This is a genomic window from Stenotrophomonas sp. TWI602, assembly GCF_039674045.1.
Taxonomy (GTDB): domain Bacteria; phylum Pseudomonadota; class Gammaproteobacteria; order Xanthomonadales; family Xanthomonadaceae; genus Stenotrophomonas.
The window spans coordinates 35,794-49,476 of sequence record NZ_JBDJMT010000023.1; the positions used below are offsets into that span (position 1 = coordinate 35,794).

Below are 13,683 nucleotides of genomic sequence, written 5' to 3' on the forward strand. Positions count from 1 at the left end.
CCTGTGTGAGGATTCGATGAGCCGGGCCGGGCCACCATGGCCGCACCTGCTGCCCCCACGCAGCCATCCCGGGCCCCGGCCCATTCCAAGGAGCGTTACCCGATGAGCACACCCACCCGTTCGCTGTCCCTGCTGGCGGCCACTGCGCTGGCCGCAGGCCTGGGCGTCACCGCCTCGGCATCCGCCTTGAGCATGACCGAGCTGGCCCAAGGCTACCTGGTGGCTGGCCAGGCAGCGACCAAGGCCGGCGAAGGCAAGTGTGGCGAAGGCAAGTGCGGTGCGCATGGCGACAAGGCCGGCACCAAGGCAGGCGACAAGGCCGCGACCACCGGTGCCAAGGCCGCCGAAGGCAAGTGCGGGGAAGGCAAGTGCGGCGCCGACAAGGGCAAGGCTGCCGGCGCCAAGGCAACGACCGCTGGCGACAAGAAGACGGCGGAAGGCAAGTGCGGCGAAGGCAAGTGCGGTGCCAAGCACTGACGCCTTCGCCACTGGCCTGGCCCGGTCGCCGCTGCCTGCGGCGGCGACCGGACTGGGTTTGCGCCGCGCCCTGCTGCAGGACCTGCGTGACGCGCCCGCCGGCGATATCGACTTCCTCGAATGCGCGCCGGAAAACTGGATCGGTATCGGTGGGCCGGCCGGCGACGCACTCGCCGAACTGGCCACGCGCCACCCGCTGACCTGCCATGGGCTGTCGCTCTCGCTGGGCAGCACCGCGCCGCTGGATACCGTGCTGCTGGACCAGGTAGGACGCTTCCTGGCGCGGCACAACGTGCCGCTGTACAGCGAACACCTGAGCTACTGCAGTGATGAAGGTCACCTCTACGATCTCCTGCCGATCCCCTTCACCGACGAGGCCGTACGCCACACTGCATCACGCATCGCCCGCGTGCAGGACCTGCTGGGCCGGCGCATTGCCGTGGAGAACGTGTCCTACTACCTCGCCCCGGAACCGGCCATGGACGAACTGGCCTTCACCAATGCCGTGCTGGCCGAGGCCGATTGCGATCTGCTGCTGGACGTCAACAACGTCTACGTCAACGCCTGCAACCACGGCTACGACGCCGATGCGTTCATCGCCGGGCTGCCGGCCGCCCGCATCGTGTGCCTGCATGTCGCCGGCCATCTGGACGAGGCGCCCGATCTGAAGATCGACACCCATGCCAGCGCGGTGATCGATCCGGTCTGGGACCTGCTCGCCCGCACCTATGCGCGCATCGGTGCACGCCCGACGCTGCTGGAACGTGATTTCAATTTCCCGCCGTATGCCGAACTACGCGGCGAACTGCAGCACATCCGCCAGCTGATGGCCGCCCATGCCGGGAACGGACATGACTGACGCCCCCGCGCGCCTGCACGCACAGCAGAGAGCGTTCACCGCGCATCTGCGCGACCCGGACCATATCGCCGCACCCGAGGGCATGGACCCGCGCCGGCTGGCCATCTACCAGCGGTTGGTCTTCAACACTGTACTGGGGCTGCTCGGCAACGGTTTCCCGGTATGCGTCCAGCTGCTGGGTGACACGGCGTGGGCCACCCTGGTCCGGCGCTTCCTTGCCGGCCACCCGGCGCAGACGCCGTTGTTCACCGAACTGGCCGCCGAGTTCGTGCAGTGGCTGCACCATCAAGCCGCGCTGCCGCACCCGGCGTTGGCCGAACTGGCCCATTACGAGTGGGTGGAAACGGCCCTCTACCAGTTGGACGCGCAGCCCCTGCCGCCCTCACCGGGCATGGACCCCATGCACGCGTCGCTGCAGCGCTCGCCGCTGGCCTGGCCACTGCTCTATCAGTGGCCGGTGCATCGGCTCGGCGCCGATGACGCGCCTTCCCAGCCGGCCCCCGAGCCGACCGGGCTGCTGGTCCGGCGCGACCCTGATGGCCAGGTCCGCTTCGCCGTGGTCAGCCCCATGGCCGCACGGTTGCTGGAGCAGATCGGCCAGCACCCCGGCAGCACAGGGGCCACTTACCTGCAGCAGCTCGCGCAGACGCACGGCATGGCGGCCGATGCCTTGCGCCTGCCCGGCGCCGCCCTGCTGCGCCAATTCCACGACAACGGCGTGATCGGGCCCGCTGCGCCCGCCACCTGACCCTTCCACACAGGAATCGCATCGATGAAGTCACCGCCCCTGGTCGCCCTGCGCGACCGGCTGGATCGCCTCGGCCCGTGGTTGGCCCCGCTCGGCCTGCGCCTGCTGATGGGCTGGGAGTATTTCGAGTCCGGCCGTGAAAAACTGCGTGGGCAGAACTGGTTCGTGGACCTGCAGCAGGCCTTCCCGTTTCCGTTCGATCAGCTGCCGGCCACCCTCAACTGGCAGCTGGCCACCTGGTTCGAGCTGGTTGGCGCAGTCTGCCTGCTGCTCGGGCTGGGGACCCGCCTGGCCGCCAGCTGCCTGCTCGTGCTGACCGTGGTCGCCACCGCCGCCGTGCACTGGCCGATGCACTGGGATGGACTGGCCGAGCTGGCGATGGGCTATGTCATCACCGATCAGGGCTTTGGCAACTTCAAACTGCCGCTGCTGTTCCTGGCCATGCTGCTGCCTCTGGCCGTGCAGGGCGCGGGCCCGTTGAGCCTGGATCACCTGCTGCGCCGCGGCCGCGGGCGTCCCCCTGCCCTGGCCTGAGCGCAGGGGGGGTACAGGCCGCTCTGCTAAACTGGTGCGATGACTGACGACCTCCCCCGCTCCGACGCGCCGGCTGCTGCCGACGCACTGCCCGCTGCTGCCCAGCGCTTGATGGCAACCCGCTTCCGCGGCTTCCTGCCGGTGGCGGTGGACGTGGAGACCGGTGGATTCGATTCTGATCGCCACGCCCTGCTGGAGATCGCCGCCGTTCCGATCGAGATGGACGAGAACGGCCTGCTCTATCCCGGCCAGACCGCCAGCGCCCACGTGGTGCCGGCCGAAGGCCTGGAGATCGATCCCAAATCGCTGGAAATCACCGGGATCATCCTGGATCACCCGTTCCGGCTGGCCAAGGTCGAGCGCGATGCGCTGGACCACATCTTTGCCCCGATCCGGGCGGCGATGAAAAAGTACGGTTGCCAGCGCGCGATCCTGGTCGGGCACAACGCCCACTTCGATCTGGGCTTCGTCAATGCGGCCGTCAATCGTACCGGCCACAAGCGCAACCCGTTCCATCCCTTCAGCGTGTTCGACACCGTCACCCTCGGCGGCATCGCCTACGGGCAGACCGTACTGGCACGCGCCGCCACCGCCGCCGGGCTGGGCTGGGATGCCGATGAAGCGCACAGCGCGGTGTACGACACCGAGCAGACCGCCAAACTGTTCTGCAAGGTCGCCAACAGCTGGCCGCGCCCCTGAGCAGCATCACCCGATAGCGGTCCTGTCGCGCCCTTCGCTCTTGGCGCGGTACAGCGCGCGATCGGCGCGCTGGTAGAGCAGCATCGGCGTGCGGTCGGCAGCGTCCAGTTCGACCAGACCGGCGCTGAAGGTGACGTTCAGGCCCGGAATACCGGCCCAGTCGGGATGATCATGGAACAACCCACGCAGGCGCGCGCAGACCTGGGCCGCCTCATCCAGGCGGGTGTCGTTGAGCAGCAGCGCGAATTCCTCGCCACCGGTCCGCGCCGGCATGTCCGAATCGCGGCAGGCCGAGGCCAACAGACGCGCCACTTCCACCAGCACCACGTCGCCCACCGAATGGCTGTGCCGGTCGTTCACTTCCTTGAAGTGATCGATGTCCAGCACCACCAGGCACAACGGGTGGCGGCTGCGCTGCGAACGGGCGAAATCGCGCGCCAGTGCTTCATCGAATGCACGCCGGTTCGGTAGACCGGTCAGCGCATCCTCACGGGCCTGCCGCTCGAACGCCTCGGCCTGCACCGCCAGGCGGTCGGCCAGTTCTGTCTTTTCCTGATTGAGTGCCTGCAGGTTGACCGTCTGGGTCTGCAGATCCAGCGTGGCTTCCTGCACCATCCGCGCCAGCCGCACGTTGCTGGCCTTGTAGCGGTTGATCAGATACCGGTACAGCGCCACCAGCCCAGCCAGCAACAACAGCGCGGCGATCAACTGCACGCTGTGGCGCTGCCACAGGAACGGCTCCACCGTGAATTCCCAGACCGCTTCGCTGTCGCTCCAGACACCACCTGGATGCGCGGCGGAAACGTGCAGCGTGTAGTCGCCCGGCGGCAGGCCGATGAATTCCACGCTGCGCTGCTGGCCACGCTCGACCCAGCCCTTGTCCAGTCCTTCCAGGCGGGTGCGGTAGCGGATGCGCTCGGAAAGCAGGTAACTCAGCCCCACATAGCTCACGCTCAGGCGTCGCCCGCCCGGGATCGTGTTGTGGTCGCTGCCCTGCCAGTGCAGCGGCACGCCATCGACAAGCACGGTCTCGATCACCGCCGGTGGCGCCAGGCGCTCACGGAAACGCTGCAGGCGCAGTGGATCGACGGTGCTCAGCCCGCCGGCCGTGACCACCCAGAAGGTGCCGTCCTGGCGCAGGATTGCCGAGGGGCCGGAACTGCCGTTGGCCTGTGAGTTGGCCATGCCGTCGATCTCGTTGTAATGCTCGACCTCGACCCGTGCGGCACGCCCATCGGCAACGGCGTTGAGCATGGCCATGTCGGTCCGCAGTACGCCGCGGTTGCTGCTGATCCAGACGTTGCCCACGCGATCGGGAATCAGCTGGAAGACCGTATCCACCGGCATGCCCTGCTCCAGGCCGACCCGTGCCAGCTTGCCTTCCTGGTAGCGGTACAGGCCGCGATCGGTGCTGACCCACATCGCATCGCCGATCTGCTGGAAGCCGAACACGCTGCGGCCACCACCCAGTGCCTCCAGATCGATCACCTGCACGCGGTTGCCGCGCAACACGCGGATGCCCTCGATGGTGCCGATCCACAGGGCGCCTTCGGCATCGTGCGCCAGCGCGGTGGTCAGCCCGGTGGGCATGCCGGGAAAGGCCACCGGCTCGGCCTTGTCGGCGACGATGCGGACCACGCCTTTCTGGGTGCCGGCCCAGATCACCCCGTCACGGTCGATGCTGATCGCGCGGATGTTGCCCCCCAACAGGCCGTCGGCGCTGCCGTACGTCCGCCGCGGTTGCCCGTTCTCGCCGACCCGGAAGATGCCATCGCCGAAGGTCCCCACCCACAGATCACCGTCACGGTCCTGGGCCAGGCTCAGCACCGAGGGGCTCTTGCCGACGTTGTTGCGCAGCGGCACCGGACTGAAGTTTCCCTGGGCATCGCGGCGATCAAGCCCGCGCGCACTGCCGATCCAGAGCTGCCGTTGGCGATCCTCGAAGACGGTGCGGACGTAATCACCACTGAGCCCGTCGCGTTCGGTGTAGCTGCTGAACAGGGTTTCGCGCAGGCGATACAGGCCACCGTTGGCGCCTACCCAGATGCTGCCTTCGGCGTCTTCTCGCAGGCTGACCACGCGCCCGCCGGGCAAGGACAGCCCGGCCGGCAACCGCTCCAGCCCGTGCCGGGACAGCCGCAGCAGGCCCTGGTTTTCGGTCCCCAGCCACAGGTCGCCGTGGCGGTCCTGCAGCATGGCCGTGATGTGGGTCGCGCCGGGCAGGCGATGCTGCAGCAAAGGCACGCCATCCTGCATGCGGTAGATGCGCTCGCTGGCCACCACCCACATCACGCCATCCGGCGCACGATAGGGCCAGACCAGCCCACGGCCCAGACCGAAGCTCTCCGGTGCCCGGCGCAGGACCCCGTCGTTGTCGCGCACCACCAGGCCATCCAGGGTGCCGACCCAGACCCGGTCCTGGGCATCCACGACCAGCTTGGTGAAGCTCATCGCCAACGGAACGTCGGCCGGTGGCGCCTGGTAATCGAAGGTACCGTCAGGGCCCAGACTCGCAATCCCCTTGCCTTCGTACAGCAGCCACAGGCGCCCATGGCTGTCCATCTGCATGGCCTGGATCAGCACCTGCGGTGTGTCGGCGCGGTGTTCCCACACCTGCCAGCGGCCATCCGCCCCCCGGCGGGTCACGTTGCCGCGCGAATCACTGATCCACAAGCCGCCACTGCGGTCCACCAGCAACGCCCCGACCCCGTTGTCGCGCAGGCCCGGGGTGGTGCTGCGGTCGAACACGGTGAAGTCCAGGCCGTTGTACCGGACCAGTCCCTCCCAGGTCGCAAACCACAGGTGCCCTTCGGGCGTCTGCGCGATATCACGCAGGGAGTTGTGCGGCAGCCCGTTGCGCGAGGTCCAGACGTCGATGGCGTAATCGCGCAGCGGCGGCGGCCCATCCTGCGCCGACAGCGACCATGGCAGCGCGCACAGCAGCAACAGCCACAGCGCTGCCGCCTGCAGCGTTGGCATGCCCAAGAACTTCACGTGTGCCGGCCGCCACCGGATCCTGCCCCCCCGATCGCTCATCCGTATGGATCAACCTTGGGCAGGCGCCGTGTGCATGGGGGGAACGGCCGTGCACCAGCGCGATGGCTGGCAGAGTCGTACGCTCTCATGGGGGAGACGCTGGAAAGAGATGCCCATAGTAGGCAAATCCTTTCGGTTTGGGGGACCAGCGTCAGCCCCCGCGTGGCCCCGCCGCCGCCCGCGCCGGCGCGGCCCAGCGGACGATCGCTTCCAGCCCGCCCTGCGGATGGTTGCGCAGGTGCAGCGTCGCGCCGTCCTTTTCGGCCAATGCCCGGGCGATGGTCAGCCCCAGCCCGGCACCACCGGTCTGGCGCGAGCGCGAGGTCTCCAGCCGCACGAACGGGTCGAACACCGCTTCCAGTTCGTCCTCGGCCAGGCCGGGGCCGCTGTCGCGGATGCGCACCTCCACGTCCTGCCCGGCCTGCTCCACCCGCACGCGTGCGCTCTGGCCATACATCACCGCGTTGTCGACCAGGTTGGAGAACAGGCGGTGCATCGCCAAGGGGCGCAGCATCAGCACCGCCCCGCTGGGCTGCTCGAAATGGACATCGGCGCCGGCTTCGGCGGCATCTTCGACGATGCTCTCCAGCAGCGAATCCAGGTCCAGCGCGGCACGTTGTTCAGCGCTCTCGGCGCTGCGGGCCAGCTCCAGACCTTCACGGATCAGCGCCTGCATCGCGCCGAGATCGGCGATCAGGCGTTCACGCAAGGTCTCATCGGTGACGTTCTCCAGCCGCAGCCGCAAGCGCGTCACCGGTGTCTGCAGATCATGGGTGATCGCCGCCAGCATCTGGGTGCGCTCACCAAGGTGGCGCTGCAGCCGCTTCTGCATGGCGTTGAACGCCTCCGCGGCCCGGCGGACCTCGAACGGACCGGTCACGGGCATCGGGGCGCCCTGCAGGTCATCGCCCAGCGCGGCGGCGGCATCGGCCAACCGCTGCAGCGGGGCGCTGGCCATCCGCGCCACGATGTAGGCCAGGATCGCGATCGCCACGACCAGCAAGGTCAGGAACAACGGGTCCACGGCGAGCACACCGTTGTGCGCGACGGCGGGGGAATCCAGCGCCAGCCGCAGCGGTGTGCCATCGGTCAGCTGCAGCGTGACCACGCGGCACTTGGGTGGGATGAAGGCCGGGTCGCGCTCACGCGGCGGGTGCCGCATCTTTTCTTTGTCGCGCGGTGGCGGCGGCAGCAGCTCCGGCAGCCGCGGCAGGCAGGAGCGGAAGGAGGTGAAAGCCACCTGGCTGCTCGCCACCGGGCCGGGCCGGTCATCAAGGATCTCCATCAGCGCGGCATCGGGTCGGCCGATGCGTGCCCCCTCCGGCAGCTGCCGCACACTCGGCCCGCCACTGGTGAGCAGCCGCTGGCGCAGCTCCGGATTGCCGTCCAGCAGATTCACGAACCCCTGCAGGCGGTCGGCGATGCGGTTGAGGTTCTGCCGCTCGAACTCCTGCTGGCGCTTGGTACTGGCCAGCATGGTCGCGCCGATCGCGGCCACGCTCATGCCCAGCAGCAGGATGACGAACAGTCGCCCCACCATCGAGGAAAAGAAGTGGCGCAGGCGTTTCATTCCAGGGTGACAGCCGCCGCAAGCACATAGCCTTCGTTGCGCACGGTCTTGATCAGGCCATCGCTGCCGCCATCATCGGCCAGCTTGTTGCGCAGGCGGCTGACCTGCAGATCGATGGCGCGATCCTGCGATTCGTAGTTGCGGCCGCTGCTCAGCGAGACCAGCTGTTCGCGCGACAGCACCTTGTTGGCATGCCCGACGAACACCCGCAGCAGCCGGAATTCGGCGCCGGACAAGACCACCACGCGCCCATCGGGATCGACCAGATGGCGGTGTTCGAGATCGAATATCCAACTGGAGAAGCGCGCACGGCGGATCGCCAGCGGCTCCAGGTTGGCTGGCAACGCCTCGGTACGGCGCAGCACGTTGCGGATGCGGGCGAGGAGCTCGCGCGGTTCGAACGGCTTGGCCAGATAGTCGTCGGCGCCCATCTCCAGGCCGAGCACGCGATCGATCGGCTCGCTGCGCGCGGTCAACATGATCACCGGTGTGCTCGAGCGCGCACGAAGATCGCGGCACAGGGTCAGGCCGTCTTCACGCGGCAGGTTGAGGTCGAGCACGATCAGGTCGACGTGTTCGCGCTCCAACAGCTGGCGCATGCCCTGGCCATCGCTGGCGGTGCTCACCAGGTAGCCGGCGCGGCCAAGCTGCTCGGCGAGCAGCTGGCGGATATCGTTGTCGTCATCGACGATCAGCAGTCTGTGCATGCTGTTGGCAGTCTCCATGCGGTGATCATCCCCTGTCGGGAGCTGAACCGCATCTCCTGGTTTGCGTACGTCTGTTTCAAAGGGTGATGCAGATACACAACGAAACGTGTTGAGCACCGCAGGGATACATCTTGGTACACGGCGAGCATTGAGCCGGCAATGAACGATCTTCACAATGCTGACAACGCCGATGCACCGGCCTGCCGAGTTGACGATCATCGTGAAGCCCCGTTTGCCCAGAACCCGCCGTGCTCGCCTCCTGCTGCTGCTCGTGGTGCTCGTCCTGATCGCCGCGATTGTGGCATGGATGCTGCGCAAGCCGGCCGCACCCACCCTGGCGACCTCGCCGGTCAGCCGTGGCGATATCGAACAGACGGTGGAAGCCACCGGTGTTATCGATGCCTACAAGCTGGTCAGCGTGGGTGCGCAGGCCTCCGGTCAGATCAAATCGCTGAAGGTCCAGCTCGGCGATAGCGTCAAGGAAGGCGACCTGATCGCCGAGATCGACGCCACCACCCAGCAGAACCAGGTGCTCAACGCCCAGGCCTCGCTGGACCAGGTCAAGGCGCAGCGCGCGGTGCAGCAGGCCAGCCTGCGTGAAGCCGAGCTCGAGTTCGCGCGCCAGCAGCAGATGCTCGCCGCCGAGGCCACCTCGCGCGCCGAGTTCGATGCGGCCGATGCCAAGCTCAAGACCGCGCGCGCCCAGATCCAGTCCTTCGATGCACAGATCACCGGCCGCGAAACCGAACTGGGCACCGCCCGCGCCAACCTGGCCTACACCCGCATCACCGCGCCGATGGACGGCACCGTGGTGGCGGTGGTCGCCGAAGAGGGCCGTACCGTCAACGCCAACCAGACCGCACCGACCATCGTGATGCTGGCCCGTCTGGACCTGGTCACGGTCAATGCGGAAGTTTCCGAAGCGGACGTGGTCAAGATCAAGGCCGGCATGCCGGTGTACTTCACCACGCTGGGCGAGCCGGACCGCAAGTTCCACGCCACGCTGCGCCAGATCAACCCGGCACCGGCCTCGATCGCCAATGACAGCTCGAGCAGCTCCAGCTCGTCCAGCTCCAGCTCCAGCACCGCGGTCTACTACAACGCGCTGTTCGACGTGGAAAACCCGGACGGCACGCTGCGCATCGACATGACCGCGCAGGTCTCGGTGATGCTCAAGCAGGCCAAGGACGTGCTGATCATCCCGGCCGTTGCGCTCGGCCCGAAGACCCGTGACGGGCAGTACATGGTGCGCGTGGCCGATGCCGATGGCATGCCCACGCCGCGCAAGGTCAAGATCGGCATCAACAACGGCGCCACTGCCGAAGTGCTGTCCGGCCTGGCAGAAGGCGACAAGGTCATCGTGGGCGAAGGCGGCGGCGCGCAGGGCGCCGGCGGCGGCAACCGCGGCGGCGGCGTGCGGATCAGCGGCCCCGGCATGGGTGGGCCGCGCCGATGAGCAGCGCCTCGACGGGCACGCCGCTGCTGCGGCTGCGCGACCTGCGCCGGGAGTTCCCGGCAGGCGATGAAACGATCGCTGTGCTGCGCGACGTCAATCTGGACATCGCGGCCGGCGAGATGGTCGCCATCGTTGGCCAGTCCGGCTCGGGCAAGTCCACGCTGATGAACATCCTCGGCTGCCTGGACCGGCCGACGCGCGGCAGTTACCAGGTGGCCGGCCGCGAGACCGGCCGCATGGAGCCGGACGAACTGGCCGAGCTGCGCCGCGAACACTTCGGCTTCATTTTCCAGCGCTACCACCTGCTCGGCGATCTGGATGCGCGCGGCAACGTGGCCGTACCGGCGGTGTATGCGGGCAGCCCCGGCCCGGTGCGTACCGCGCGGGCCGAACAGCTGCTGCAGCGGCTCGGCCTGGGCGACCGCATGAACCACAAACCTGGCCAGCTCTCCGGTGGCCAGCAGCAGCGCGTGTCCATTGCGCGGGCGCTGATGAACGGTGGCGAGGTGATCCTTGCCGATGAGCCGACCGGCGCACTGGACACCAAATCCGGCGAAGAGGTGATGGGCATCCTCGGCGAGCTGCATGCCGAGGGCCACACCATCATCATCGTCACCCACGACATGAGCGTGGCCGAACACGCCCAGCGCATCATCGAGATCCGCGACGGTGAGATCATCGCCGACCGCATCAATCCGAAGGCGCCGAGCTACCGCGCGCAGCGCCAGCCGACCGTGGCTGCCGGCAAGGGCCACAGCTGGCGGGCCGCGCGGGATCGTTTCACCGAAGCCTTCCGCATGGCCCTGCTGGCGATGAATGCCCACCGCCTGCGCACCTTCCTGACCATGCTCGGCATCATCATCGGCATCGCCTCGGTGGTCTCGGTGGTGGCGATGGGCAATGGCTCGCAGCAGCAGATCCTGCAGAACATCAGCGCGCTGGGCACCAACACGATCGACGTGTATCCCGGCCGCGGTTTCGGCGACATGCGCTCGGCCCGGGTACAGACCCTCAAGGCCAGCGACGCCGATGCGCTGGGGCGGCAGAGCTACATCGACAGCGCCACGCCCAGCGTGTCGTCTTCGGTAACCGCGCGCTATCGCAATCAATCGGCCACCGCACAGGTCAACGGCGTGGGCGAGCAGTTCTTCCGGGTCAAGGGCGTGACCCTGATCGCCGGCAGCTTCTTCGATACCGATGCGGTGCGCAGCCTGGCCCAGGTGGCGATCATCGATGAGAACACCCGCACCCAGTTCTTTCCCAACGGCGAAGACCCGGTGGGCCAGGTGATCCTGCTCGGCAACGTGCCGGTGCGCGTGGTCGGCGTGGCCCAGCGGCAGAGCTTCGGCTTTGGTGGCAGTACCAGCTTGAGCGTGTGGGTGCCGTACACCACGGTGATGTCGCGCATGCTCGGCCAGAGCCATGTGTCCAGCATCACCGTGCGCGTGGATGACGCCACCCCGATGGATGCCGCACAGGCGGCCATCTCCAAGCTGCTGATCATGCGCCACGGCACCGAGGACTTCTTCCTCAGCAACAGTGCCGAGATCCGTCAGACCATCGAGCAGACCACCCGCACCATGACCCTGCTGATCAGCGCCATCGCCGCGATCGCGCTGCTGGTCGGCGGCATCGGCGTGATGAACATCATGCTGGTCTCGGTGACCGAGCGCACCCGCGAGATCGGCGTGCGCATGGCCGTCGGCGCGCGGCAGAGCGATATCCGCCAGCAGTTCCTGATCGAGGCGGTGCTGGTGTGTCTGCTCGGCGGCCTGCTCGGCGTCGGCCTGTCCCTGGTGGTCGGCTGGCTGTTCGGCAAATTCGCGCCGGACTTCCAGATGCTGTTCTCGACCGCATCCATCGTGGCCGCCTTTGCCTGCTCCAGCCTGATCGGCGTGGCGTTCGGCTTCCTTCCGGCGCGCAATGCCGCCCAACTTGATCCCGTGGAGGCGCTGGCGCGCGAATGAAGATTTCTCCTGCTCTGCTGCACCCCGCTTCGCTGCGTCCACTGGTCCTGGCCTGCGTGACCGCACTGGCCTTGTCGGCCTGTGTCAGCACCGGCCGCTACCCGATCGATGCACCGGCGGTCCCGGCCACCTACGGCCGTGGCGATGCCGCCTTGAACACCCCCACCGAAGCGGTGACCGAACAACCGCATGCGGCGACGGCCGATGTCCGCAGCGATGCCTGGTGGACCCAGTTTGGTGACCCCGGCCTGGACCGCGTGATTGATCGCGCCCTGGCCGCCAATACGGACCTGGCCTCGGCCGGGCTGGCCGTGCAGCGCGCGCGCCTGCAGGCCGGTCTGGCCGACAACGCGCTGTGGCCGCAGCCCTCGGGCAGCGTCAGCAGCAGCGGCAATCGCCCCATCGACCAGAGCGCGGACTGGAACCGCGGCAGCTCGGCCGGCGTGTCCCTGCAATGGGAGATCGACCTGTGGGGGCGCCTGCGCACTCAACGCGACATCGCCCAGTGGGAAGCCCAGGCCAGCCAGGAAGACCTGCAGAACACCGCGCTGCTGGTGATCAGCGACGTGGCCACGCAGTACTGGACGCTGGCCTTCCTCAACCAGTCCATTGCCGCCGGCCAGGCCAACCTGGAGCGCCTGCAGCGCACCCGCGAGCTGGTCCAGGCGCGCTTCGATGCCGGTGCGGTCTCGCGCCTGGAAGTGCGCCAGGCGGCCCAGAGCCTGGAGGCCCAGCGCGCCGCGCAGAGTGCACTGGAGCAGCAGCGCGTCGCCGCGCGCAATGCGCTGACGGTGCTGCTGGATGGGCAGCCGCTGGCACTGGCCGAGGAGCCGCAGCAGCTGCAGCGTGTGGGCAGCCCGGTGGTTGCCGAAGGCCTGCCGGCCGATCTGCTCGGCCGCCGCCCGGACCTGCGCGCCGCCGAACTGCGCCTGCGCAACAGCCTGAAGACCATCAAGGTCACCGCTACCCAGTACTACCCGGCATTGAGCCTGACCGGCAGCGTCGGTACCGGCGCCACCTCGCTCTCCGACGTGCTGAAGAACCCGGTGGCCACCCTCGGTGCCGGGCTGTCGTTGCCGTTCCTCAATGTGCGCCAGGCGCAGTTGAACACCCGGCTGGCCGGCACCGATTACCAGATCGCGGCCAACGGGTTCCGCCGCACGCTGTACACCGCGCTGTCGGAAGTGGACAACGCCCTGTCGGCACGCACGCAGTTCGCCACGCAGGTGGCGGCCTCACAGGCGTCCTACGACGAAGCGGTGGAGATCGAGCGGATGTATGAAGTGCGCTACCGGGTCGGCGCCACCGACCTGCGCACCTGGCTGGAAGCGCAGCAGACCCGGCGCGATGCCGAGCTGTCACTGGCCTCCGTGCGCCAGCGGCAGTTGATCAACGATGTGACATTGTTCAAGGCGCTGGGGGGAAGCGCGGGCTGATGCACCACGTAGAGCCGACCGTTGGTCGGCTATCGATGCACCACGTAGAGCCGACCGTTGGTCGGCTATCGATGCACCACGTAGAGCCGACCGTTGGTCGGCTGCCGATGCACCACGTAGAGCCGACCGTTGGTCGGCTGCCGATGCACCACGTAGAGCCGACCGTTGGTCGGCTGCCGTTCGCCGCCTGGAGC

11 protein-coding genes are annotated in these 13,683 nt (G+C 68.0%); 8 read left to right on the forward strand and 3 right to left on the reverse strand.

Annotated elements, in window-relative coordinates; genetic code table 11:
* Nucleotides 1–102 precede the first annotated feature (102 nt).
* The 5 genes from ABE483_RS16220 (at nucleotide 103) to rnt (ending at nucleotide 3,317) form a co-directional block, all read left to right on the forward strand.
* Nucleotides 103–477: a hypothetical protein gene (locus ABE483_RS16220; protein ID WP_346482036.1), complete on the forward strand. Its 375-nt coding sequence runs from the start codon at nucleotides 103–105 to the stop codon at nucleotides 475–477.
* Nucleotides 464–1,336 (forward strand): DUF692 domain-containing protein, encoded by an 873-nt coding sequence (locus tag ABE483_RS16225; protein WP_346482037.1) that lies wholly within the window; start codon nucleotides 464–466, stop codon nucleotides 1,334–1,336. Before ABE483_RS16220 ends, ABE483_RS16225 begins: the two co-directional genes overlap by 14 nt.
* Complete coding sequence (locus tag ABE483_RS16230) at nucleotides 1,329–2,084, forward strand: putative DNA-binding domain-containing protein (protein WP_313211688.1); 756 nt, start codon at nucleotides 1,329–1,331, stop codon at nucleotides 2,082–2,084. Before ABE483_RS16225 ends, ABE483_RS16230 begins: the two co-directional genes overlap by 8 nt.
* Before the next feature lie 24 nt (nucleotides 2,085–2,108).
* On the forward strand, nucleotides 2,109–2,618 hold the full coding sequence (locus ABE483_RS16235; protein WP_346482038.1) for a DoxX family protein: 510 nt from the start codon (nucleotides 2,109–2,111) through the stop codon (nucleotides 2,616–2,618).
* A 111-nt stretch (nucleotides 2,619–2,729) separates the two neighbouring features.
* Nucleotides 2,730–3,317 carry a ribonuclease T gene (rnt, locus tag ABE483_RS16240; RefSeq protein ID WP_088433103.1) on the forward strand — a complete coding sequence of 196 codons (588 nt, stop codon included), beginning with the start codon at nucleotides 2,730–2,732 and terminating at the stop codon, nucleotides 3,315–3,317.
* Nucleotides 3,318–3,323: 6 nt separating this feature from the next.
* On the opposite strand, the gene ABE483_RS16245 is transcribed toward rnt, so the two are convergent.
* From ABE483_RS16245 to ABE483_RS16255, 3 genes are all read right to left on the reverse strand, one after another.
* On the reverse strand, nucleotides 3,324–6,296 hold the full coding sequence (locus tag ABE483_RS16245) for a two-component regulator propeller domain-containing protein (RefSeq protein ID WP_313211686.1): 2,973 nt from the start codon (nucleotides 6,294–6,296) through the stop codon (nucleotides 3,324–3,326).
* 208 nt (nucleotides 6,297–6,504) lie between these two features.
* Entirely contained in the window at nucleotides 6,505–7,923 is a 1,419-nt protein-coding gene (locus ABE483_RS16250) for an ATP-binding protein (RefSeq protein ID WP_313211684.1), read from the reverse strand.
* Complete coding sequence (locus tag ABE483_RS16255) at nucleotides 7,920–8,648, reverse strand: response regulator transcription factor (protein WP_121041545.1); 729 nt, start codon at nucleotides 8,646–8,648, stop codon at nucleotides 7,920–7,922. The genes ABE483_RS16250 and ABE483_RS16255 overlap by 4 nt, the downstream gene beginning before the upstream one ends.
* Nucleotides 8,649–8,820: 172 nt before the next feature.
* On the opposite strand from ABE483_RS16255, the gene ABE483_RS16260 reads away from it, so the two are divergent.
* Genes ABE483_RS16260 through ABE483_RS16270 form a run of 3 tightly spaced genes read left to right on the forward strand, consistent with a single transcriptional unit; the run spans nucleotide 8,821 to nucleotide 13,489 of the window.
* A complete protein-coding gene (locus ABE483_RS16260; protein WP_346482039.1) occupies nucleotides 8,821–10,086 on the forward strand; it encodes an efflux RND transporter periplasmic adaptor subunit in 1,266 nt (421 codons plus the stop codon).
* Entirely contained in the window at nucleotides 10,083–12,053 is a 1,971-nt protein-coding gene (locus ABE483_RS16265; protein ID WP_313211681.1) for a MacB family efflux pump subunit, read from the forward strand. The genes ABE483_RS16260 and ABE483_RS16265 overlap by 4 nt, the downstream gene beginning before the upstream one ends.
* Entirely contained in the window at nucleotides 12,050–13,489 is a 1,440-nt protein-coding gene (locus ABE483_RS16270; protein ID WP_346482040.1) for a TolC family protein, read from the forward strand. The genes ABE483_RS16265 and ABE483_RS16270 overlap by 4 nt, the downstream gene beginning before the upstream one ends.
* Nucleotides 13,490–13,683 lie beyond the last annotated feature (194 nt).